General features: G+C 69.6%; 24 protein-coding genes. 18 read left to right on the top strand and 6 right to left on the bottom strand.

Translation table 11 applies throughout. The features are described 5' to 3' along the window. Nucleotides 1-4: 4 nt before the first annotated feature. Nucleotides 5-670 carry a heme exporter protein CcmB gene (ccmB, locus tag FBZ83_RS13125; RefSeq protein ID WP_145683445.1) on the bottom strand — a complete coding sequence of 222 codons (666 nt, stop codon included), beginning with the start codon at nt 668-670 and terminating at the stop codon, nt 5-7. Further along, complete coding sequence (gene ccmA, locus FBZ83_RS13120; RefSeq protein WP_145683438.1) at nt 667-1,356, bottom strand: heme ABC exporter ATP-binding protein CcmA; 690 nt, start codon at nt 1,354-1,356, stop codon at nt 667-669. Before ccmA ends, ccmB begins: the two co-directional genes overlap by 4 nt. A 410-nt stretch (nt 1,357-1,766) precedes the next feature. Here ccmA and FBZ83_RS13115 point away from each other — a divergent pair, with 410 nt between their 5' ends. The 15 genes from FBZ83_RS13115 (at nt 1,767) to FBZ83_RS13045 (ending at nt 16,980) form a co-directional block, all read left to right on the top strand. Then, nucleotides 1,767-3,446 (top strand): putative transporter, encoded by a 1,680-nt coding sequence (locus FBZ83_RS13115; RefSeq protein ID WP_145683430.1) that lies wholly within the window; start codon nt 1,767-1,769, stop codon nt 3,444-3,446. Nucleotides 3,447-3,481: 35 nt separating this feature from the next. Further along, nucleotides 3,482-5,161 (top strand): putative transporter, encoded by a 1,680-nt coding sequence (locus FBZ83_RS13110; RefSeq protein WP_145683422.1) that lies wholly within the window; start codon nt 3,482-3,484, stop codon nt 5,159-5,161. Nucleotides 5,162-5,312: 151 nt separating this feature from the next. Then, nucleotides 5,313-6,119, top strand: coding sequence for an ABC transporter ATP-binding protein (locus tag FBZ83_RS13105; protein ID WP_145622999.1), 807 nt, complete (start codon nt 5,313-5,315; stop codon nt 6,117-6,119). A gap of 121 nt (nt 6,120-6,240) precedes the next feature. Next, complete coding sequence (locus FBZ83_RS13100) at nt 6,241-7,077, top strand: transporter substrate-binding domain-containing protein (RefSeq protein ID WP_145683415.1); 837 nt, start codon at nt 6,241-6,243, stop codon at nt 7,075-7,077. 69 nt (nt 7,078-7,146) lie between these two features. Next, complete coding sequence (locus FBZ83_RS13095) at nt 7,147-7,851, top strand: ABC transporter permease (protein WP_014238679.1); 705 nt, start codon at nt 7,147-7,149, stop codon at nt 7,849-7,851. 3 nt (nt 7,852-7,854) lie between these two features. Then, the gene (locus tag FBZ83_RS13090) at nt 7,855-8,544 is read left to right on the top strand and encodes an ABC transporter permease (RefSeq protein ID WP_145683407.1); all 690 of its coding nucleotides are present in this window, start codon (nt 7,855-7,857) and stop codon (nt 8,542-8,544) included. Nucleotides 8,545-8,627: 83 nt separating this feature from the next. Beyond that, nucleotides 8,628-9,707 (top strand): DMT family transporter, encoded by a 1,080-nt coding sequence (locus FBZ83_RS13085; RefSeq protein ID WP_145683401.1) that lies wholly within the window; start codon nt 8,628-8,630, stop codon nt 9,705-9,707. Nucleotides 9,708-9,943: 236 nt separating this feature from the next. Then, complete coding sequence (locus FBZ83_RS13080) at nt 9,944-10,663, top strand: heme ABC transporter permease (RefSeq protein ID WP_137103663.1); 720 nt, start codon at nt 9,944-9,946, stop codon at nt 10,661-10,663. Between the two features lie 31 nt (nt 10,664-10,694). Further along, nucleotides 10,695-10,913, top strand: a complete 219-nt coding sequence (ccmD, locus tag FBZ83_RS13075; protein ID WP_035669739.1) for a heme exporter protein CcmD — start codon at nt 10,695-10,697, stop codon at nt 10,911-10,913. Then, on the top strand, nt 10,910-11,365 hold the full coding sequence (ccmE, locus tag FBZ83_RS13070; protein WP_035669742.1) for a cytochrome c maturation protein CcmE: 456 nt from the start codon (nt 10,910-10,912) through the stop codon (nt 11,363-11,365). The genes ccmD and ccmE overlap by 4 nt, the downstream gene beginning before the upstream one ends. Nucleotides 11,366-11,420: 55 nt before the next feature. Beyond that, nucleotides 11,421-13,412: a heme lyase CcmF/NrfE family subunit gene (locus tag FBZ83_RS13065; protein WP_145683394.1), complete on the top strand. Its 1,992-nt coding sequence runs from the start codon at nt 11,421-11,423 to the stop codon at nt 13,410-13,412. A 43-nt stretch (nt 13,413-13,455) separates the two neighbouring features. Further along, entirely contained in the window at nt 13,456-13,992 is a 537-nt protein-coding gene (locus tag FBZ83_RS13060; RefSeq protein WP_038525709.1) for a DsbE family thiol:disulfide interchange protein, read from the top strand. Beyond that, nucleotides 13,989-14,465 carry a cytochrome c-type biogenesis protein gene (locus tag FBZ83_RS13055; RefSeq protein WP_145683385.1) on the top strand — a complete coding sequence of 159 codons (477 nt, stop codon included), beginning with the start codon at nt 13,989-13,991 and terminating at the stop codon, nt 14,463-14,465. The genes FBZ83_RS13060 and FBZ83_RS13055 overlap by 4 nt, the downstream gene beginning before the upstream one ends. Then, nucleotides 14,465-15,925 carry a c-type cytochrome biogenesis protein CcmI gene (gene ccmI / locus FBZ83_RS13050; RefSeq protein ID WP_145683377.1) on the top strand — a complete coding sequence of 487 codons (1,461 nt, stop codon included), beginning with the start codon at nt 14,465-14,467 and terminating at the stop codon, nt 15,923-15,925. The genes FBZ83_RS13055 and ccmI overlap by 1 nt, the downstream gene beginning before the upstream one ends. 122 nt (nt 15,926-16,047) lie before the next feature. Beyond that, nucleotides 16,048-16,980 carry a DMT family transporter gene (locus tag FBZ83_RS13045; RefSeq protein ID WP_145683370.1) on the top strand — a complete coding sequence of 311 codons (933 nt, stop codon included), beginning with the start codon at nt 16,048-16,050 and terminating at the stop codon, nt 16,978-16,980. A gap of 4 nt (nt 16,981-16,984) precedes the next feature. On the opposite strand, the gene FBZ83_RS13040 is transcribed toward FBZ83_RS13045, so the two are convergent. Further along, complete coding sequence (locus FBZ83_RS13040; RefSeq protein WP_145683364.1) at nt 16,985-17,428, bottom strand: YkvA family protein; 444 nt, start codon at nt 17,426-17,428, stop codon at nt 16,985-16,987. Nucleotides 17,429-17,584: 156 nt separating this feature from the next. On the opposite strand from FBZ83_RS13040, the gene FBZ83_RS13035 reads away from it, so the two are divergent. The 3 genes from FBZ83_RS13035 to FBZ83_RS13025 all read left to right on the top strand — a co-directional run bounded on the left by FBZ83_RS13035 (nt 17,585) and on the right by FBZ83_RS13025 (nt 20,322). Further along, the gene (locus FBZ83_RS13035; protein ID WP_211101652.1) at nt 17,585-17,998 is read left to right on the top strand and encodes a rhodanese-like domain-containing protein; all 414 of its coding nucleotides are present in this window, start codon (nt 17,585-17,587) and stop codon (nt 17,996-17,998) included. Then, nucleotides 17,999-18,433: a VOC family protein gene (locus FBZ83_RS13030; protein ID WP_145675756.1), complete on the top strand. Its 435-nt coding sequence runs from the start codon at nt 17,999-18,001 to the stop codon at nt 18,431-18,433. A gap of 155 nt (nt 18,434-18,588) precedes the next feature. Next, on the top strand, nt 18,589-20,322 hold the full coding sequence (locus tag FBZ83_RS13025; RefSeq protein ID WP_145683356.1) for a methyl-accepting chemotaxis protein: 1,734 nt from the start codon (nt 18,589-18,591) through the stop codon (nt 20,320-20,322). 77 nt (nt 20,323-20,399) lie between these two features. On the opposite strand, the gene FBZ83_RS13020 is transcribed toward FBZ83_RS13025, so the two are convergent. From FBZ83_RS13020 to FBZ83_RS13010, 3 genes are all read right to left on the bottom strand, one after another. Beyond that, nucleotides 20,400-21,635, bottom strand: a complete 1,236-nt coding sequence (locus tag FBZ83_RS13020; RefSeq protein WP_014238702.1) for an argininosuccinate synthase — start codon at nt 21,633-21,635, stop codon at nt 20,400-20,402. 278 nt (nt 21,636-21,913) lie between these two features. Beyond that, on the bottom strand, nt 21,914-22,225 hold the full coding sequence (locus tag FBZ83_RS13015; RefSeq protein ID WP_145683349.1) for a hypothetical protein: 312 nt from the start codon (nt 22,223-22,225) through the stop codon (nt 21,914-21,916). Further along, nucleotides 22,225-22,461, bottom strand: a complete 237-nt coding sequence (locus tag FBZ83_RS13010) for a hypothetical protein (RefSeq protein ID WP_035669769.1) — start codon at nt 22,459-22,461, stop codon at nt 22,225-22,227. Before FBZ83_RS13010 ends, FBZ83_RS13015 begins: the two co-directional genes overlap by 1 nt. Nucleotides 22,462-22,476 lie beyond the last annotated feature (15 nt).

Genomic DNA, 22,476 nt, shown 5'->3' with positions numbered 1-22,476 from the left:
GGCCCTACTCCACCGCCTGGCGCAGCGCGGCGGCGCCGGCCCAGGGGGCCAGCGGCAGGGCGCCGGCCAGAAGGCCGCCCAGAAGCAGCAGGTGCGGGCGCGGGGTCAGGCCGTTCAGCGCGGCGTCGATGGCCCCGGCGCCGAAGATCAGCACGGGGATGTAGAGCGGCAGGATCAGCAGCGACAGCAGAACGCCGCCGCGCCGGGCGCCCAGCGTCAGGGCCGCCCCGATGCTGCCGATCAGGCTGAGGATCGGCGTGCCGACCAGCAGGGTCAGCACCAGAACCCCGAATCCCTCCGCGTCCATGTTCAGCAGCAGGGCCAGCAGCGGGGCAGCGGCGATCAGCGGCAGGCCGGTCACCAGCCAGTGGGCCAGCGTCTTGGCCAGCACCACCGCCTCCATCGGCAGGGTGGACAGCGACAGCAGCTCCAGCGAGCCGTCCTCGTAGTCGTTCTGGAACAGCCGCTCCAGCGACAGCAGCGAGGCGAGCAGGGCCGCCACCCAGATCACCCCGGCGGCGATGCGGGCGAGGATGTTCGGCTCCGGCCCGACGCCGAAGGGGAACAGCACGACGCACAGCACGAAGAACATCACGGCGATGCTGGCGTCCGACCCCTGGCGCAGCGCCAGCCGCAGGTCGCGCCCGATCAGGCGCAGGAAGCGGGTCATACCGCGTCCTCCTCTTCCAAAACGTCGTCGCCCTCGCCCCCGTCGTCCTCGTCGTGGGGGACGGGGGTGAACTCGTCGAGGTGCAATTCGCCGGCGCCGGGCATGGCGATGTCCACATGGGTGGAGACGGCGACCATGCCGCCGCCGGCCCGGTGCTCCGCGATGATCCCTTCGAACAGGGCGATGGCCGCGCGGTCGAGCGCCACGGTCGGCTCGTCGAGCAGCCACAGGGCGGCGGGGGCGGCCATGATGCGGGCGAGGTTCAGGCGCCGCTTCTGCCCCGCCGACAGGTAGCGCCCCGGCACGTTGGCGATGTGCGGCACGCCCAGCCGCTCCAGCGCCTTCAGCGCGTTGCCCCGCGGGTCGGCGGCGCCGCCCAGCGTGGCCCAGAAGGACAGGTTTTCCACCGCGCTCAGCACCGGCTTCACCGCGTCGAGATGGCCGACGTAATGAATGCGGCCGCGGTGGGCGTCGGGGTCGTCGGTCACCGGCACGCCGTCCCAGGACAGCTGGCCGCGGATCGGCTTGAGCAGCCCGGCCATCACGCGCAGCAGGCTGGACTTGCCGCTGCCGTTGGGGCCGAGCAGGAACAGCGCCTCGCCCGGCGCGATCCGGAAGTCCAGCCCGGTGAAGACCAGCCGGTCGCCACGGAGGCAGGTCAGCGCGGAACCGGCGAAAACGGGCATGGCGGCGGGCGGGCTCTTGCGGTGGACGAAGCGGGGGGAGCTATAGCACAGCCCGTCCGGGTGCCAAAAAGAAACGGCCTCACAAAAGGTCGGGCCAAACGGAAACGGCCCAAAAAGAAACGGCCATCGCAAGGGGGTTCTTGCGATGGCCGCCGATCCAGCCGGGGCCTGGCTGGGAGCGCCGGAAAAACCGGAGCCCTGATCGTCGCTTAGGGGCCGGGCCGCAGGGGTTCACGGGTCCGGCCAGCCACTTCATGCCGTAAGGCTTCCTCCGGTTTAGGGCCAGAAAGTGGCGAAATTTTGATCCGTGGAATGTCCCTTTCCATTCCAGGGCATTGCCCGGACGGAACGGAGCGGGCATTCATAGGCGCCTTCGCCCCCTCAATGCTCAACCGGACCGGGTGCCCGCCATGACCCTGCTGATCGATCTGTTCAACGGCCTTCCCGACATCGCCCGCATCATGCTGATGCTCAGCGTGGTGGCGGCGTCGGGGCTGGCGCTGGGACAGATCAAGCTGCGCGGCGTGGGGCTGGGCATCGGCGGGGTGCTGTTCGCCGGCATCGCCGCCGGGCATGTCGCCAAGGCGCTGGGCCTGACCTTCGACCATCACGTCCTGCATTTCATGCGGGAGTTCGGGCTGATCCTGTTCGTCTACACCATCGGCGTGCAGGTCGGCCCCGGCTTCTTCGCCGCCCTGAAGAAATCGGGCCTGACGCTGAACCTGCTGGCCGCCGCGCTGGTCGGGCTGGGGGTGCTGGTGGCGGTGGCGATCCACGAGATCGGCGGGGTGCCGCTGCCGGCGGTGCTGGGCATCTTCTCCGGCGCCGTCACCAACACGCCGTCGCTGGGTGCGGCGCAGGAGATGCTGCGCGAGGTCGGGGCCTCGGCGGCGGAGATCAACACGCCGAGCCTCGGCTACGCCGTCGCCTACCCCTTCGGCATCGTCGGCATCCTCATCACCATGGGGCTGATCCGCGTCGTCTTCCGCATCGACCCGGCGGCGGAGGCCGAGGCCTTCGAACGCAAGCGCCGCGCCCAGGTGGAAACGCTGGAGACGCTGGACGTCGCCGTGCGCAACCGGTCGGCCATGGGGCTGCCGCTGCGCGACATGGCGCTGTTCGGCGACCAGGGGGTGATGATCTCCCGCCTGCTGCGCGAGGGGCGGCTCCAGGTGCCGCACCCCGACACCTGCCTGCGCGCCGGCGACGTCGTGCATCTGGTCGGGCCGCGGATCAAGCTGGAGGCGACGAAGCGGCTGCTCGGCGAGGCGGCGGAGGTCACCCTGACCACCAAGGGCACCGCCATGCGCTGGGACCGGCTGGTCGTCACCAACGAGCATGTGCTGGGCAAGGCCATCGGCCAGCTCGACCTCGCCGACGCCTACGACGTGGTGGTCAGCCGGGTCAACCGCGCCGGCGTGGAGCTGGTGCCGAGCCCGGCGCTGCACCTCCAGTTCGGCGACATCCTGACCGCCATCGGCAAGCCGTCGGACCTCCAGCGGGTGGCGGCGCTGATGGGCAACTCGGCGCGGCGGCTCCAGCAGGTGGAGTTCGTGCCGGTCTTCCTCGGCATCCTGCTCGGCGTGCTGCTCGGCTCCATCCCCTTCTACATTCCGGGCATGCCGGCGCCGCTGAAGCTGGGGCTGGCCGGCGGGCCGCTGGTGGCGGCGATCCTGCTGGCGCGCATCGGCCACATCGGGCCGCTGGTCTGGTTCATGCCGCCCGCCGCCAACATGGCGCTGCGCGAGATCGGCATCGTCCTGTTCCTGGCGGTGGTCGGGCTGATGTCCGGCGACCGCTTCGTCGAGACGCTGGTGCACGGCGACGGGCTGCTGTGGATCGGCTGCGGCGTGCTGGTGACGCTGATCCCGCTGCTGACCGTCGGCTTCGTCGCGCGGGTCTTCGCCCGGCAGAATTACCTGACGATCTGCGGCTTACTGTCCGGCAGCATGACGGACCCGCCCGCGCTCGCCTTTGCAAACGCAATGAGCGCATCGGAGGCTCCCGCCCTCGCCTATGCCACTGTTTACCCTATGGTTATGTTTCTGCGTATCCTTGCACCGCAGTTGATCGTCCTATTCCTCTGGTAGCAGGGCGGTCTGTCCTCGCGTGGGGAGACGCGGCCATGCACGCGCTCATCGACCTCTTCCTGGCCATGCCGCCGATCGCGCGCGTGGTGTTCATGCTGGGCATCACCTCGGCCCTCGGGCTGGCGCTCGGCCACATACGGCTGCGCGACGTGGGGCTGGGCATCGGCGGCGTGCTGTTCGCGGGCATCGCGGTCGGCCATTTCGCCAAGCAGGCCGGGGTGACGCTGAACGCCGAGATGATGGAGTTCATCCGCGATTTCGGCCTGATCCTGTTCGTCTACACCATCGGCATCCAGGTCGGCCCCGGCTTCTTCGCCGCGCTGAAGAAGTCCGGGCTGGCGCTGAACGGGCTGGCGCTGCTGATGGTCGGGTCGAGCATCCTGCTGACCGCGATCCTGGTGCTGTTCGACCTCGTGCCGCTGGGCTCCGGCCTCGGCGTCTTCGCGGGCGGGGTGACCAACGCCCCGGCGCTGGCCGCCTCGCAGCAGGTGCTGAAGGAGGTCGGGGCCGACGCCGCGGTGATGGCCCTGCCGGGGCTGGCCTTCGCCGTCACCTACCCCTTCGGCATCGCCGGCAACCTGCTGGCCATGGCGGTGGTGCGGATCGTCTTCCGCATCGACCCGCAGGAGGAGGCCAGGGCCTTCGAGGCCGCCCGGCGCGCCGAGGTGGCGGCGCTCGACACCATGGACATCGCCGTCACCAACCCGGCCCTGCGCGGGGTGCGGCTGGGCGACCTGACCATGCTGGCGAGCCTGGGGGTCTGCGCGTCGCGGCTGCTGCGCGGCGGCCAGCTCCGCGTGCCCGGCGAGGACACGCGGCTGGAGGAGGGCGACGTGCTGCACGTGGTCGGCCCGCGCCCGCGGCTGGAGCAGGTCCGCCTGCTGATGGGGCGGGAGGCCGACGTCCGGCTGACCACCAAGGGCAGCGACCTGCGGTGGGAGCGCATCGTCGTCACCGCCAACCCGGTGCTGGGCAAGTCCATCGCCGCGCTGAACCTGAAGGGGGCCTGCGACGTGGTGGTCAGCCGCGTCAACCGCGCCGGCGTGGAGCTGGTGCCCAACGCCGCGCTGAAGCTGCAGTTCGGCGACATCCTGACGGTGATCGGCAAGCCCGACGACCTCAAGGCGGCCGCCTGCATCATCGGCAACTCCGAACGGCGGCTGCAGACGGTGGAGATGATCCCGGTCTTCGTCGGCATCACGCTGGGGGCGCTGCTCGGCGCCATCCCGCTGTTCCTGCCGGGCATGCCGGCGCCCTTGCGGCTGGGCATGGCCGGCGGGCCGCTGATCGTCGCCATCGTGCTGGCGCGCATCGGCCACATCGGGCCGCTGGTCTGGTTCATGCCGCCCGCCGCCAACCTCGCCTTGCGCGAGATCGGCATCGTCCTGTTCCTCGCCGTGCTCGGCATCGCCTCGGGCGACCGCTTCGTCGAGACGATGGCGAGCGGCGCCGGGCTGCCCTGGATGGCCTGGGGCGTCCTGGTCACGCTGGTCCCGCTGCTGCTGACCGGGCTGCTGGCGCGCGGCGTGATGAAGCTGAACTTCCTCAGCATCTGCGGCGTGCTGGCCGGGGCGCAGACCAACCCGCCGGGCCTCGCCTACGCCAACGCGGTGGTCGCGTCGGAGGCGCCGGCGCTGGCCTACGCCACCGTCTACCCGCTGGCCATGTGCCTGCGCATCCTGGCGCCGCAGCTTCTGGTGCTGCTGCTGTGGTGAAAAACCCGCCGGCTTGCCCCGCCGCGCGGTTGCCCCGGAGCCCGCAAAATCCGCGTTGCGGGAGTTTGTCCGGCGGTCTAGCCTAGCGGCACCGTCCAGGGTTGGGCGGACCAGTCCGCTCCCCGCCCCGCTCTCCGCCGACAAGCCCCGCATGCACCGACACCCGCCCACGAATCCCCACGCCCCCGAAGCCGTCCTCGTCGAGAATGTCCACAAGCGCTTCGGTCCGCTGGAGGTGCTGAAGGGCGTCTCCCTGACCGCGCGCGAGGGCGACGTCATCACGCTGATCGGCTCCTCCGGCTCCGGCAAGAGCACGCTCCTGCGCTGCATCAACATGCTGGAGGTGCCGGACGAGGGGCGGATCGTCATCGGCGGCGAGGCCATCGGCCTGAAGAAGGCGCGCGGCGGCCAGACCGTCCCCGCCGATTCCCGGCAGGTGGACCGCATCCGCACCCGGCTGGGCATGGTGTTCCAGAGCTTCAACCTCTGGACCCACATGACCATCCTGGAGAACGTCATCGAGGCGCCGGTCCATGTGCTGGGCGTCCCGAAGGCGGAGGCGGTGGACCGCGCCCGCAAGCTTCTCGACAAGGTGGGCATCCTGGCCAAGGCCGAGTCCTACCCGGTGCAGCTGTCCGGCGGGCAGCAGCAGCGCGCCGCCATCGCCCGCGCGCTGGCCATGCAGCCCAAGGTGATGCTGTTCGACGAGCCGACCTCCGCGCTCGACCCCGAGCTGGTCGGCGAGGTGCTGCTGGTCATCCGCCAGCTCGCCGAGGAGGGCAACACCATGATTCTGGTGACGCACGAGATGGGCTTCGCCCGCGAGGTCGCGTCGGAGGTGGTGTTCCTCCACCAGGGACGGATCGAGGAGCGGGGGCCGCCCGACCGGGTTCTGGTCAATCCGGAATCGGACCGCGTGCGACAGTTCCTGTCGCGCCACCTGTCCGGCGGCGGCTGAATCGGTCGCGCGAGAACGGCCCGCTCAATTCCCTTGACTGGCGCTGTAAAACCGTAAACCTCAGAGCCTGCCCGAGCATAAGAGCCATCCATAAGGGCATCAGAACAGAGGAGGTTTTCCCGTGAAGAAGATCGTTGCGGCCCTGGCGCTCGGCGCCATTGTGGCGGTCGCCGGCACCGCCGCCGAAGCCAAGGACTGGAAGAAGATCCGCATCGCCACCGAGGGCGCCTACGCCCCGTGGAACGCGACCGACCCGTCGGGCAAGCTGGTCGGCTTCGAGCCGGACCTCGCCATGGAACTCTGCAAGAAGATGAAGGCCGAGTGCGAGATCGTCGCCCAGGATTGGGACGGCATGATCCCGGCCATCCAGCAGGGCAAGTACGACGCCATCATGGCGGCGATGTCGATCACCGACGAGCGTGAGAAGGTCATCGCCTTCGCCGGCCCCTACGGCACCGAGCCGTCGATGTTCGGCACCATGAAGACGTCGCCGCTCGCCAAGGCGACCTTCCCCGGCGAGCGCTACGACCTGTCCAAGGATGACCCGAAGGCCGCCATCGCCGCCCTGGCCGACGCGCTGAAGGGCAAGACGGTCGGCGTGCAGACCTCGACCATCCAGGCGAACTTCATGGAGAAGCTTCTGCCGCAGGTGGCGGTCCGCACCTACGACAAGCTGGACAACGCCGGCATCGACATGGCCGCCGGCCGCGTCGACGCCATCTTCGGCGACCGGTCCGCGGTGGACGCCATCCTCAAGGCGGACGCCGGCAACGGCATGACCCTGTTCGGCCCGGCCTTCGCGCGCGGCGTGCTGGGCAAGGGCGTGGGCGTCGGCCTGCGCAAGGCCGACAGCGACCTGAAGGAGCTGTTCAACAAGGCCATCGCCGAGGCCAACCAGGACGGCACCATCACGAAGCTGAGCACCCAGCACTTCGGCTACGACATCTCGATCAAGTAAGGCCGCCTTCCCTCCGCGGGGCGGCGGTTTTCCGCGAGGCGCCCCCGCGGAGGCTCACGCCGGGAATCCATGTTCGAACTTCTCTCCTTCGGCCCGAACGGGTGGGGCGGCCAGCTTCTCGGCGGGGCCGCGATGACGGTCGCCGTGTCGGTGTCGGCCTTCGTCCTCGGCCTCGTCTTCGGCTCGCTCGGCGCGTCGGCGAAGCTCAGCCGCAACCTCGCCCTCACCGGCGTGGCGGAGGTCTACACCACCGTCGTCCGCGGCGTCCCCGAACTGCTGGTCATCTACCTGCTGTTCTTCGGCGGCAGCGGCGCGGTCATGGCCGTCGGCCGGGTCTTCGGCTACGAGGGCTACATCGAGCTGAACGCCTTCTCCATCGGCGTTCTGGCGGTCGGGTTGATCTCCGGCGCCTATTCGACGGAGGTGATCCGCGGCGCCGTCCAGGCGGTGCCCCACGGCCAGATCGAGGCGGCGCGCGCCTGCGGCATGTCGCGCTGGCTGATCCTGCGCCGCATCCTGGTGCCGCAGACCCTGCGCTACGCCCTGCCGGGGCTGGGCAACGTCTGGCAGCTCACCCTGAAGGACACGGCGCTGATCTCCGTGACGGCGCTGGCCGAGATCATGCGCGTGTCGCATGTGGCGGCGGGGTCGACCCGCCAGCCGTTCCTGTTCTACACCACCGCAGCGGTGCTCTACCTCCTGCTCACCACCGTCTCCACGGTGGCGTTCGAGCGGGCGGAGCGCTACGCCAATCGCGGCGTGCGGAGGGCCTGACCCATGAACTGGGAACTGATGTGGGACAGCGTGCCCACCCTCCTGCGCGGCGTTCCGGTGACCCTGCAGCTGGTCGGGCTGGCGCTGCTGTTCGGCGCGGGCGTGGCCTTCGCGGTGGCTCTGCTGCGGCTGTACGGCAACCGCGTCACCGAGCGGCTGATGGCCGGCTATGTCTTCGTCTTCCGCGGCACGCCGCTGCTCGTGCAGATCTTCCTGATCTATTACGGCATGGGCCAGTTCGAGCTGGTGCGCAGCAGCTTCCTCTGGATCTACCTGCGCGAGCCCTTCTGGTGCGCGATCCTGGCGCTGACGCTGAACACCGGCGCCTACACCAGCGAGATCCTGCGCGGCGCCATCCTGTCGGTGCCGCAGGGCCAGATCGAGGCGGCGCGGGCCTGCGGCATGTCGCGCACGCTGCTGTTCCGGCGAATCGTGATGCCGGTGGCGATCCGCCAGATGCTGCCGGCCTACGGCAACGAGGTGATTTTGATGGTGAAGGCCAGCTCGCTCGCCAGCACCATCACGCTGCTGGAGATCACCGGCATCGCCCGCAAGATCATCGCGCAGAGCTTCGCGGTGTTCGAGGTGTTCATCGTGGCGGGCAGCATCTATCTTCTGCTGAACTTCATCGCCTCGCGCCTGATCCGCTACGCGGAGTGGCGCATGACCCCCTATTTGCGGGCGCGGGGGTAGCCTTCATCCCCTCCCCTGCGAAAGCAGGGGCGGGTTAGGGTGGGGGCAAGGGTTCCCCCACTCAACAGGCGTGCGAGGCGCTCATGCCCCGAACCGGCGCGACGACCGCCATCCTGGCCGCGGTCCTTTTCGGCCTCAGCACGCCGCTGGCGAAGCTGCTGGTCCATGACCTGTCTCCTTGGATGCTGGCGGGCCTGCTGTATCTCGGCTCCGGCATCGGGCTGGGGCTGGTCCGTCTGCTGACAGGGTCACGCCAGCGCGGCGAACGCGGCCTCCGCGGCGCTGAATGGCTGTGGCTGATGGCCGCCGTCGCTGCCGGGGGAGTCGCCGGGCCGGTTCTGCTGATGTTCGGCCTGACGGCGACGCCGGCATCGACGGCCTCGCTTCTGCTCAATCTGGAAGGGGTGTTCACCGCCCTGCTGGCCTGGTTCGTCTTCCGCGAGGGCGTCGACCGGCGGCTCGTCGCCGGGATGGCCGCCATCGTGGCGGGAGCGGTCGTGCTGTCCTGGGGCGGACCGGTGAGTCTCGCCGGCGGCTGGGGAAACGGCGGCTGGGGAAACGGCGGCTGGGGACCGGCCGCGGTCGCCGCCGCCTGCCTGATGTGGGCGGTGGACAACAACCTGACCCGCAAGGTGTCCCTGGCTGACCCGGCGGACATCGCCACGATCAAGGGGCTGGTGGCCGGCACCGCCAATGTCGGGATCGCCCTGGCGCTCGGCGACGCCCTGCCCGCCGCGCCGACCGCCGCGGCGGCGATGCTGGTCGGTCTGCTCGGCTACGGCGTCAGCCTCGTGCTGTTCGTGGTCGCCCTGCGCCACATCGGCGCCGCCCGCACCGGGGCCTATTTCTCGACGGCCCCCTTCGTCGGCGGCATCGCCTCCCTGGCGATCTTCGGGGAGCCCGTGACGCTCGGGCTGGCGGCGGCGGCGGTCCTGATGGGGGTCGGCGTCTGGCTGCACCTGACGGAGGACCATGACCACGAGCACGACCATGACGAGATGGAGCACGACCACCCGCATGTCCATGACGCGCATCACCGGCACCATCACGACGGCCCGCAAGATGGCCCGGTGACCGAACCGCACAGCCACCGGCATCGCCACGGGCGCCTGCGGCACCGGCACGCCCACTTTCCGGACGCCCACCACGCGCACCGGCACTGAGCGCGGTTTCGCCCTCTTATCCGGACCGGCCGGACTTTTTCACCCGCCCTGCACCAACGTAGCATGGAAAGGCCGCGTCAACCCGTCGTACCGTCAGTGCGACAGGCCGCCGCACCGTCCTGAAAACACCACGGTGTGCGGCCATGTTTCCTGACCAAGATCAAGGCGAAACCCCTCGCGCTGGGGCATCACTGAGCTTATATCGTCCGCAGCACGACCAGAGGCCCATAGGTCCTATGCATCGATTTGCAAATCCTGCCCGCTTCCAGCGCCTGTCGGCGGCGATCCTGCCCTGGACGGCGGGGGCGACCGTGATCCTGCTGATCGTCGGGCTCTACATCGCGCTGATCGGCTCGCCCCGCGACTATCAGCAGGGCGACACCGTGCGGATCATGTACATCCACGTGCCCGCCGCCTGGATGAGCCTGTTCGTCTACGTCAACATGGCCATCGCCGCCGCCTGCGGGCTGGTGTGGAAGCACCCGCTGGCCGACCTGTTCGCCAAGGCCGCCGCCCCGGTCGGCGCCGGCTTCACCTTCATCTGCCTCGTCACCGGTTCGCTGTGGGGCGCGCCGATGTGGGGGACGTGGTGGGTGTGGGACGCGCGGCTGACCAGCGTGCTGATCCTGTTCTTCCTCTATCTCGGCTACATGGCGCTGGTGAACGCCTTCGACGACCCGCAGCGCGGGACGCGGGCGGGCAACGTGCTGCTTCTCGTCGGCATCGTGAACGTGCCGATCATCAAATTCTCGGTGGACTGGTGGAACACCCTGCACCAGCCGGCCAGCGTCATCCGCATGGGCGGACCGACCATCGACGGGTCCATGCTGGTCCCGCTGCTGGTCATGGCGCTGGGCTTCACCGCCTACTTCATCACGGTGGTCCTGCTGCGCCTGCGGGCGGAGATCGTGCAACGCAAGATCCAGACGATGCGCCTGACCGAGGCGCAGGGCTGAGGCACGGGAACAGGCGGGGCCGGAGGCAAGGATGGCAGAGTTTTTCGCGATGGGCGGCTACGCCGCGTATGTCTGGTCGTCCTACGCGCTGGCGGCGCTGGTGATGGTCGGCCTGCTGGTCGCCACGCTGAAGGCGCTGCGCGGCGCCGAGACGACCCTGAAGGCGCTGGAAGGCAGCCGCCCGCCGCGGCGGCGCCGGGCGCGCAACGGAGCCGCGGCGTCGCCCGCGGCGGAGGTTGGTGAAGGATGACCCGCAAGAAACGGCGCCTCTACATGCTGGGCCTCGCCCTGCTGGGCCTTGGCGCGGCCACCGCCCTGACGCTGACCGCGTTCGAGGACAACATCGTCTTCTTCTTCAGCCCCACGCAGTTGCAGACCCAGGACATCGGCGACCGCAACTTCCGCCTGGGCGGTCTGGTCGAGGAAGGCAGCGTCAGCAAGATGCCCGACGGGGTGACGACGCGGTTCCGCGTCACCGACACGGTGCACACCGTCGCGGTCAGCTACCGCGGCCAGCTTCCCGACCTGTTCCGCGAGGGCCAGGGCGTCATCACGGAAGGCCGCATGATCAACGGCGTCTTCCAGGCGCGCGAGGTGCTGGCCAAGCACGACGAGAACTACATGCCGCCGGAGGTCGCCGCCGCCCTGAAGGAGGCGGAGCACTTCAAGGCGAACTCGAAGGAGCAGAAGCCCAGCTCGTGACGCTGGCGGCTTCCCCACTCCTCCTCATTCCGTTCTTCAAGGGAGCATCGGGCCCGTGATTCCCGAACTCGGCCATTACGCGCTGGTGCTGGCGCTGTTCGTGGCGCTGGTGCAGTCCGGCGTCCCCCTGGTCGGCGCCGCCACCGGCAACGCCGCCTGGATGGGCATCGCCCGCCCCGCCGCCATCGCCCAGATGCTGCTGGTCCTGGTCGCCTACGGCGCCCTGACCTGGGCGCATGTGGTGTCGGACTTCAGCGTGTCGAACGTGGTCGCCAACAGCCACTCGATGAAGCCGATGCTCTACAAGGTGTCGGGCGTGTGGGGGAACCACGAAGGCTCGATGATGCTGTGGATCGTCATGCTGACGGTGTTCGGCGCGGCGGTCGGCATCTTCGGGCGCAACCTGCCGCCCTCGCTGAAGGCCCGCGTCATCTCCGTCCAGGGCATGATCGGCGTCGGCTTCCTGCTGTTCATCCTGATCACGTCGAACCCCTTCCTGCGCGTGGTTCCGGCGCCGCTCGACGGCAACGACCTGAACCCGTTGCTCCAGGACCCCGGACTCGCCTTCCACCCGCCCTTCCTCTACGCGGGCTATGTCGGCTTCTCCGTCGCCTTCTCCTTCGCGGTCGCCGCCCTGATCGAAGGGCGCGTCGACCCGGCCTGGGCGCGCTGGGTGCGTCCCTGGACGCTGGCCGCCTGGTCGACCCTGACCGCCGGCATCGCGCTCGGCTCCTGGTGGGCCTATTACGAGCTGGGCTGGGGCGGCTGGTGGTACTGGGACCCGGTCGAGAACGCCTCCTTCATGCCCTGGCTGGCCGGCACCGCGCTGCTGCACTCCGCCATCGTGGTGGAGAAGCGCGACGCGCTGAAGACCTGGACCATCCTGCTGGCGATCATCACCTTCTCGCTGTCGCTGATGGGCACCTTCCTGGTGCGGTCGGGCATCCTGACCTCGGTCCACGCCTTCGCGGTGGACCCGGCGCGCGGCGTCTTCATCCTGGTCCTGCTGGCCATCGCCACCGGCGGCTCGCTGCTGCTCTACTCCGTGCGGGCGCCCAGCCTGAAGACCGGCGGCCTGTTCGCCCCGGTCAGCCGCGAGGGCTCGCTGGTGCTGAACAACCTGCTGCTGTCCACCGCGACGGCGACGGTCTTCATCGGCACGCTCTACCCGCTGTTCCTCGACGTGCTCGACCTCGGCAAGGTGTCGGTCGGCCCGCCCTTCTTCAACGCCACCTTCATCCCCGTCGCCATCCCGATGGTGATCGCCATGGTGGTCGGCCCCTTCCTGGCCTGGAAGCGCGCCGATCTGCTGGGCGCCCTGACCCGGCTGTGGACGGCGGGCGTGGCGACCGTGGCCTGCGTCGCCATCGCCGCCTACGTCACCAACGGCGGCGGCCCGCTGCTGGCGCTGGTCGGCATCGCGCTCGCCGCCTGGGCCTTCTTCGGCTCGATCGCCGAGTTCGCGGAGCGCATCCGCCTGTTCCGCATCCCGGTGAAGGACAGCTGGAACCGCGCGGTCAACCTGCCGCGCAGCGCCTGGGGCATGACCATCGCCCACGCCTGCATGGGCATCGCCATCGCCGGCATGACCGGCACCTCGGCGTGGCAGAGCGAGACGATCAAGGCGATGAAGCCGGGCGACACTGCCACGGTCGGCGCCTATTCCGTGCATTTCGACCGCGTCGGCACGGTGCAGGGCCCGAACTACAGCGCCGAACAGGGCGTCTTCACCGTCACCCGCGGCGGCAACCACATCGCCACCCTGACGCCGCAGCGCCGCAGCTACCCGGTCACCCGCATGACGACGACCGAGGCGGCGATCCACACCACCTGGCTGTCCGACGTCTATGTGGCGCTGGGCGACCCGACGCAGAACGGCACGGCCTGGACCGTGCGGCTGTACCATCACCCGCTGGTGCCGTGGATCTGGATCGGCTCGCTGGGGATGATGCTGGGCGGGCTGGTCAGCCTGTCCGACCGCCGCTTCCGCGTCGGCGCCCCGGAGCGCCGCCGCGCCGCCAAGGGCACCCTTCAGCCCGCCGAATAAGACCGACCGATAAGACCGCCCGCCGAGTAAGGACACGCTTCCGATGCGCCGCCTGATCTATCTGTTGCCGCTGCTGCTGTTCGTCGGTGTCGGCGTGGCCTTCCTGCGCGGGTTCGACCGCGACCCGCGCGACATCCCCTCCGCCCTGATCGACAAGCCGGCGCCGGAATTCTCGCTGCCGCCGCTGCCGGGCTACAAGGAAGGGCTGTCCAACGCGACGCTGAAGGGCGACGTCACGCTGGTGAACGTCTTCGCCTCCTGGTGCATCCCCTGCAAGGCCGAGCACCCGATCATCACCCGGCTGGCCCGCGAGCAGGGCGTGACGGTGCGCGGCATCAACCACAAGGACAAGGCGGAGGACGCCATCGCCTGGCTGAACCGCAACGGCGATCCCTACGCCAGCATCGGCGTCGATCTGGACGGCCGCGTGTCCATCGACTGGGGCGTCTACGGCGTGCCGGAGACCTTCCTGCTCGACCGCCAGGGCCGCATCCGCTTCAAGCATGTCGGCCCCCTGACCCCGCAGGTGGTCGAGGAGCAGATCCTGCCCATGGTCAAGCATCTGCGGAGCGCGTCGTGAGAGCCCTCCTTCTCGCCCTCCTGCTGGCGCTGACCCCGGTCGCCGCCTCCGCCGTCCAGCCCGACGAGGTGCTGAAGGACCCGGCGCTGGAAGGCCGCGCCCGCGAGATCAGCAAGGATCTGCGCTGCCTCGTCTGCCAGAACCAGTCGATCGACGATTCCAACGCGCCGCTCGCCCGCGACCTGCGCGTGCTGGTCCGCGAACGGCTGACCGCCGGCGACAGCAACCAGCAGGTGCTGAGCTTCGTCACTGACCGCTACGGCGACTATGTGCTGCTGCGCCCGCCCTTCAAGGCGACGACGCTGTTCCTGTGGATCGGCCCCTTCGTGATCCTGGCCATCGGCGGCGTCGTGACGGCCCTGTACCTGCGCGGGCGGAAAGGGATTGCCGTTGCTGCGGGCGGCGACACCGCCCCGCTGACCGAGGACGAGCGGCGGCGCCTGGACGCCCTGCTCCGCAAGGACAAAGCCTGATGCTGTTCTGGATCGTCGCCGCCGCACTGACGGCGGCCGTGGTGCTGCTGATCGTGCCGCCGCTGCTGAGGAAGCCCGAGGGAGCCGCCGAGGAGCGCGCCGCCTACGACCTGGAGGTCTACCGCGACCAGCTGGGCGAGCTGGAACGCGACCAGGGCCGCGGCCTGATCAGCGAGGCGCAGGCCGCCGCCGCCCGCGCCGAGATCGGCCGCCGCATGCTGGCCATCGCCGACCGCGGCAAGGGCCCCGTGAAGAATGGGGCGAAGGACGCGAAGAAGGGCAAGGTGCCCGCCGCCCGCGCGCCGCGCAGCGCGATGGCGCTGGCCGCCCTGCTGGCCGTCCTGCTGCCGCTCGGCACGCTGGCCGTCTACGGCAAGCTGGGCCGTCCGGAGCTGCCGGCCCAGCCGCTGGCCTCGCGCAACCTCGACCATGAGCGCGGCGGGCCGCCCAAGAACGTGCTGGCGGCGATGGACAAGCTGAAGGCCCAGCTCGCCGAGACCCCCGACGACCCGCAGGGCTGGGCCATCCTCGGCCAGGCCTACGCCAAGATGGGCCGCCTGCCCGAGGCCGCCGAGGCGCTGGGCAAGGCGGTGGCCCTGGCCGGCGACGACCTGGAGCTTCTCGGCAGCTACGGCGAGGTCCTGATCTCGGCCAACGGCGGCACCGTGCCGGACGAGGCCCGCAAGACCTTCGACCGCGTGCTGGCGAAGGACCCGACGGAGCCGCGCGCCCGCTTCTACGCCGCGCTGGCTCGTTTCCAGGCCGGCGACAGCAAGGACGCCCTGGAGCGCTGGAGCGCCCTGCTCGCCGAGTCCCACGCCGACGCGCCCTGGGTGCCGATCGTCCGGACGCAGATCGCGGAGGCCGCCAAGGCGCTGAACCTCGACCCGGCCAAGGTGACGCCGCAGCCCCTGCCCGCGCAGCAACAGCCGCCGGTCGCCCAGAGCCAGGGGCAGGGCCAGAATCCGGGCCAGGGCCAGGCGCAGGGCCAGGCCGAGGGCGAGGACCAGCAGCAGATGATCCGCGGCATGGTCGACGGGCTGGCCGCCCGGCTGGAGGCCAACCCGGACGACGTGGACGGCTGGTTGCGGCTGTCGCGCTCCTACGGCGTGATGGGCGAATCGGCCAAGGCCATCGACGCCGCCCGCAAGGCGCGGGAGCGGGCGCCCACACGGCCCGACGTGCTGGTCGCCTACGCCTCCGCCCTGCTGTCGGCGGAGCCGCGGAGCAGCAAGCCCGGCCCGATGCCGGAGGAGGCCGTCGCCGCGCTCCGTCAGGCGCTGGCGGCTGAGCCCGACAACCGCGACGCGCTCTGGCTGCTCGGCCTGAACGCCGCCGGCGTCGGCCAGACCGCGGAGGCCACCGATCTGTGGACCCGGCTTCTGGCCCAGTTCAAGCCGGAGGAGCCGGAATACACGCTGATTCGCGCCCGCCTCGATTCGCTGAAGGCCGGCGGCTGATTCTCTCCCGAATGTCCCTTGCAACCCGGCGTGCCTGAAGAGCAGGATGGCGTTGCACGCTGGGGTGGCGCGCCCGAACGGAACGCGCCACCCGCAAGCCGATCCGCCAGGGACGCGACCGATTGCCCACCCACGCGCTCACCGCCAAAGGTCCCGCCTCCGGCCCCGGCATGGCGGGAAAGCCGCTGGAGGCCGCCCTCTGGATGCTGGGGGCGGCGCTGTTCATCGCCATTGGCAACGCGATGATCCGCCATGTCAGCGGTGAACTGCACCCCTTCGAGATCGTCTTCTTCCGCAACCTGTTCAGCCTGATGTTCATGCTGCCCTGGATCGCGGCGGTCGGGCTGGGGCGGCTGCGCACCGGGCGGGCGGGGCTCTACGCCTCGCGCTCGGCGACCAGTCTGGTGGCGATGCTGTGCTGGTTCTACAGCGTCACCCACATGCCGCTGCCGGACGCCACGGCGCTCAGCTTCACCATCCCCCTCTTCGTCACCGCCGGGGCGGCGCTGTTCCTGAACGAGACGGTGCGGGCGCGGCGCTGGGCCGCCGTCCTGGTCGGGCTGGCCGGGGTGATGATCGTCATCCGCCCGGACGACGCCACCCTGGACCCGACGATCCTGGTCATGCTCCTGCATTGCGTCGCCGCCGCCATCACCACGCTCCAGGTGCGGGCGCTGGCGACCTCCGACGGGGTGATGGTGGTGGTCGCCTACATGGGCCTGTTCCTGACCCCGATGGCGCTGGTGCCGGCGCTGTTCGTGTGGGAGTGGCCGAGCTGGACGGCGCTCGGCTGGCTCGTCCTGCTGGGCGGCGTGCTGACGCTGGGACAGTTGGCGATGACCCGCGCCTTCAAGCTGGCGCCGGCCTCGGCGATGATGCCCTACGATTACGCCCGCCTGCCCTTCACCGCCCTGCTCGCCTGGCCGCTGTTCGGCGAGGCCATGGACCTCTGGGGCTGGGTCGGCGCCGGTGTGATCGCCGCCTCCGCCCTCTACACCGCGCACCGCGACGCCGCGCAGTCGCGGGCCGAGCGGGCGGCCGCGGCCAAGGCGTGAGCCGTCAGCCGTTTCCGGCGGGCTTCATCCCGGAAGCGTCACCCGCGGCAGGCTTCATCTGCTGCTCTTTGCGCAGGGCGGCGCGGGCACGCTCCTCATGCTCGGGCTTCAGATTGCTGCGCACCGCATGGACGGCCGTGGCCAGCACCGCCGCATCGTCCACGAAACCGACCGCGATCAGCCAGTCCGGGATCGAGTCCGCGGGCAGCACGAAATAGGCCAGCGCCGCCATCAGGATCGCCTTCGCCTTGAAGGGCGTCCGCGGGTCGGTTGCGCAGAAGAAGGCGGCCAGCGCCTGCTCCAGGAAGGGAACGCGGTGCAGGTTGGCGCGCAGCGTGTTCCAGAAGCGGCGGCGGACGTAGCGCTCGTTCCGCTCCACGCGGACCGGGTCGATGACGGTGGGCAAAGCGGCGGCGGCTTCACTGGGTCCGTCGGTGGCGATCGGCATGGCTTTCCCTGGGCTCCCCCTGCACCGGCCGCCCTTCCCGGTGGACCGGGCGGGGCGGCCTGTTGCACAGTTGCGTGGAGTGACAACAGCGCAGACGCGCCAACGGTCCCGCCAAGGGTTCGACTACGGCCAAAGGGTCAAAAGGAGGAAACCGCCATGCCGATGAAGAAGGGCTACAAGGAACTGCTGGCCGAGGCGAACGCCCGCATCCAGGCGATCACGCCGCAGGAGGCGCTGTCCCTGCACGGCGACCCCGACGTGGTCTTCGTGGACATCCGCGACCCGCGCGAGCTGACGCGAGACGGCATGATCCCCGGCGCCTTCCCGGCCACCCGCGGCATGCTGGAATTCTGGGTGGACCCGGACAGCCCCTATCACAAGCCGGTCTTCGCGTCGGGCAAGCGCTTCGTCTTCTACTGCGCCAGTGGCTGGCGCTCGGCGCTCGCCACCGACACCGTGCAGTCGATGGGGTTGGAGAATGTCTGCCACCTGGAGGGTGGCTTCAAAGGCTGGAAAGAGGCCGGGTTGCCCGTCGCCATGCCGCCCGCCGCGGAACGGAAGGACCGTTGAATGGAACAGAGAGTCAGCCTGATCACGCTGGGCGTCGCCGATCTCGCGCGCAGCCGCCGCTTCTACGAGGAGGGGCTGGGCTGGACCCCCTCCCCGGTCAGCCAGGACGCCATCACCTTCTACCAGCTGGGCGGCGTGGCGCTCGCCCTGTTCGGGCGGGAGGCGCTGGCCGAGGACGCGCATCTGGCCGAGTCCGGCCCGACCTCGGGCTTCGGCGGCATCACGCTGGCCCACAACCTGCGCAGCAAGGCGGAGGTGGACGCGGTGATGGCCCAGGCCGAGCGGGCCGGCGGGCGCATCCTGAAACCGGCGCAGGACGTCTTCTGGGGCGGCTACAGCGGCTATTTTGCCGATCCGGACGGCCACCCCTGGGAGGTCGCCTGGAACCCCTTCGCCGGGCTGGGCGAGGACGGGAGCTTCCGGCTGGAGGGGTGACGGGCACCGCCCCAACCAACAACCTTTAATGGTAGGCCCTGAAACACATCGAAGCCGTCCAGGGCAAGACGCCGCCGTGACATCCACGGCGGTGCCTTGCCCACACACCGACCATAACCTTTTGGCGAAATATTTTTTCGCTAAAATGCAGCATAATGTTAATATATATCCTTCACAATGCATCGACTGGAAATGTCAACGCATCGTGGAATAAGCCGATGTCTACGGTCAAAGCACGCCTTTTGGTTGCCCTCTCTGTTCTGTGCTTCTTTCTTTTCGCGATTGCGGCCACCGGCTGGCTGGCCCTGGGGCAGTCGCACCGGGGCATGGAGACCGTGTTCAAGGACCGCGTCGTCCCGCTGCGTGACCTGAAGGTCGTCTCCGACATGTTCGCCGTCAACATCGTCGACACCACGCACAAGGTGCGCGGCGGCGCCGAGACGTGGGAGAACGGCCTCAAGTCCATCGATGCGGCGCTCGGCGAGATCGCGACGCGCTGGTCGGCCTTCACGGCCACCTCGATGAACGCCCGCGAAAAGGAGCTGGCGAACGAGGCCGAACGTCACATGGGCAAGGCGCGTGACGCCGCGACGACCGCGCGCAGGCTGATGCAGGCCAAGGATCAGGCCGCGCTGGACGCCTTCGCGGTGTCCACGCTCTACCCCAGCATCGACCCGGTGGCGGCGGCCGTCGGCAAGCTGGTCGATCTGCAGTTGAAGGAGGCCGAGGCGGTGTATGAGCGGACCAACGCCGCTTACGACACCTCCCGCTGGATCCTGGGGATCGCGGTGCTGCTCGGCGTGCTGGCCGCGGCCTTCGCCGTGACGACGACTCTGTTCCGCGTGGTCGCCCCGCTGCGCGCCATGGCCGAACTGATGCAGCGCCTCGCCAAGGGCGACCTCGGCATCACCGTCGACGGCACCGACCGGATGGACGAGGTCGGCACGCTCGCCCGCTCGCTGGCGGTGTTCAAGGACTCCGCCGTCGCGAACCGCCGGATGGAGGAGGAGCAGCGCCAGGAGCAGGCCCGCAAGGAAGCCCGGCAGGCGCTCGTCGAACAATACATCGTCGGCTTCGACGGCACGGTGCACGCGACGCTGAAAATGCTGGCGTCGGCCGCCACCGAGATGCGCGCCACCGCGGAGTCCATGTCGTCGACCGCCGAGGAGACCAGCCGGCAGGCCTCGACGGTCGCCGCCGCGTCGGAGCAGGCGACCACCAACGTCCAGGCGGTCGCCGGGGCCACCGAGGAGCTGTCCGCCTCCATCACCGAAATCGGCCGCCACGTCGCGACCTCCACCACCATCGCCGGCAATGCCGTGGAGGAGGCGGCCCGCACCGACCAGACGGTCCAGGGGCTGGCGGAGGCCGGTCAGAAGATCGGCGAGGTGGTCGGGCTCATCAAGGCGATCGCCGACCAGACCAACCTGCTGGCGCTCAACGCCACCATCGAGGCGGCGCGCGCCGGGGAGGCCGGCAAGGGCTTCGCCGTCGTGGCTTCGGAGGTGAAGAGCCTCGCCAACCAGACGGCCAAGGCGACCGAGGAGATCGCCACCCAGATCCAGACGATCCAGGGGGTGACCACCGACACCGTCCGCGCCATCAAGACCATCGGTGCGACCATCGGCGAGATCAACGGCATCGCCACCACCATCGCCGCCGCGGTGGAGGAGCAGGGTGCTGCCACCGGCGAGATCGCCCGCAACGTCCAGCAGGCCGCCCATGGCACGACGGAGGTGTCGGGCAGCATCGTCCAGGTCCATCAGGCCGCGGTGGAGACCGGGTCGGCGGCCTCCCAGGTGCTGTCGTCGGCCGAGGAACTCAGCCGGCAGGCGGAAACGCTGCGCCTGGAGGTCGAGCGCTTCCTCGTCAACATCCGGGCGGCGTGAGCGCACCACGCAGCCATTGCAGAAACGAAACGAGGGGGCCGAAGCCCCCTCGTTCCACATCCGGAATGGTCTCGCGCTTACTTGACGTTCGCGCGGGCCATGGCGCCCAGGCGCAGGCGGAGCGCGTTCAGCTTGATGAAGCCTTCCGCGTCCTTCTGGTTGTAGACGCTGTCTTCCTCGAACGTCACATAGTCCATGCGGTAGAGGCTGTTCGGCGACTTGCGGCCGACGACCGTGACGTTGCCCTTGAACAGCTTCAGGCGGACCACGCCGTTCACCGGCTCCTGGGTCTGGTCGATCAGCGCCTGGAGCGCCAGACGCTCCGGGCTGAACCAGTAGCCGCAGTAGATCAGCTCGGCGTAGCGCGGCATCAGCTCATCCTTCAGATGGCCGGCGCCGCGGTCGAGCGTGATGCTCTCCATCGCGCGGTGGGCGGCCAGCAGGATGGTGCCGCCCGGCGTCTCGTACACGCCGCGCGACTTCATGCCGACGTAGCGGTTCTCGACGAGGTCGAGGCGGCCGATGCCGTTCTCGCCGCCCAGGCGGTTCAGCTCGGTCAGCAGGGCCGCCGGGGACAGGGCCTTGCCGTCGATCGCCACGGCGTCGCCGCGCTTGAACTCGACCTCGACATAGGTCGGGGTGTCCGGGGCCTTCTCCGGGGCGACGGAGCGGGTGTACATGTCCTCGAACGGCTCGACCCACGGATCCTCCAGCGCCTTCCCCTCGTAGGAGATGTGCAGGAGGTTGGCGTCGGTGGAGTACGGGGCCTCGCCGCGCTTGTCCTTGGCGATCGGGATCTGGTTCTTCTCGGCGTAGTCGATCAGCCGGGTGCGGCTGCTCAGGTCCCACTCGCGCCACGGGGCGATGATCTTGATGTCCGGGCGGAGCGCGTAATAGCCCAGCTCGAAGCGGACCTGGTCGTTGCCCTTGCCGGTGGCGCCGTGGGCCACGGCGTCGGCGCCGACCTGGTTGGCGATCTCGATCTGGCGCTTGGCGATCAGCGGCCGGGCGATCGAGGTGCCGAGCAGGTAGGTGCCCTCATAGAGGGTATTGGCGCGGAACATCGGGAACACGAAGTCCCGCACGAACTCTTCGCGCAGGTCGTCGATGAAGATGTTTTCCGGCTTGATGCCCAGAAGCTCGGCCTTCTTGCGTGCCGGCTCCAGCTCCTCGCCCTGGCCGAGGTCGGCGGTGAAGGTCACCACCTCGCATTGATAGGTTTCCTGAAGCCATTTCAGGATCACCGAGGTGTCGAGGCCGCCCGAATAGGCGAGCACCACTTTCTTGATCTGTTTGCCGGACGCACCGCTCATGGGACTACTCACGCGGGTGGGGAAAAATATCGGTGCCGGACAGTAGCCCTACGACCGATGCGAATCAATCGGTCCCGCTCATAAGTCCCCTCTCCCCTCTGGGAAAGGGTTAGGGTGAGGGGGTTGCGCTTCTGCCGAACGTACCGAAACGCACATCCCCCTCACCGGCTCTCGGCGGATGCCAGAGGCATCCGCCTGCCGCCGTCAGCGCTGGCTTTCAGCCAGCGCGAGAGGCCCTTCGGGCCACCCTCTCCCCAGAGGGGAGAGGGCTGGGGCACTCAATCCGTCCCGGCGTCGGCCGCAACGGTGCTCTCCGCGGCGGGGCGGGCGGGCGCCCGGTCCACGAAGGGCCAGCGGATGTAGGCGTAGAGCCACATCGCCAGAATGTCCGCCCCGTTGATCAGCAGGACCAGCGCCCACAGCGGGCTGCGCCCGCCCTTGGCCAGCACCCAGCCGCCGAAGATCAGCTTCAGCATCAGCAGGATCGCCATGACGAGGTTCGCCGTCCACGGGTCGGTGGACATGATGGCCGCCCAGGGCTGCCAGTAGACGGCGTTGAGCAGGGCGACGAGGGAATCGAGCATCTCCATCACGCGGCCCTCCGCGCCTTGCGCGTCCGCGCCGGCCCGTCGACCAGGACCCGCGCCGGCCAGCGCCGCACCGTCAGCAGCCCCAGCACGCCGACCAGCCCGATCACCGGCACGAAGATCACCAGCGCCCACCAGGGCGAGAAGCCCGCCCGGCGGAAGATGCGCATCAGCGGCCAGACCGCCGCGGCGTTGAACAGGAACAGGATCAGGCCGGGATCGACGGCGAACTCAGGCACGGAGCACTCCCAGGG

Origin of the sequence: Azospirillum brasilense, assembly GCF_007827815.1 — a bacterium.
GTDB lineage: Bacteria > Pseudomonadota > Alphaproteobacteria > Azospirillales > Azospirillaceae > Azospirillum > Azospirillum brasilense_C.
The sequence above is the reverse complement of the archived record's forward strand: the minus strand, read 5'-3'. Positions and strand labels throughout refer to the sequence as shown.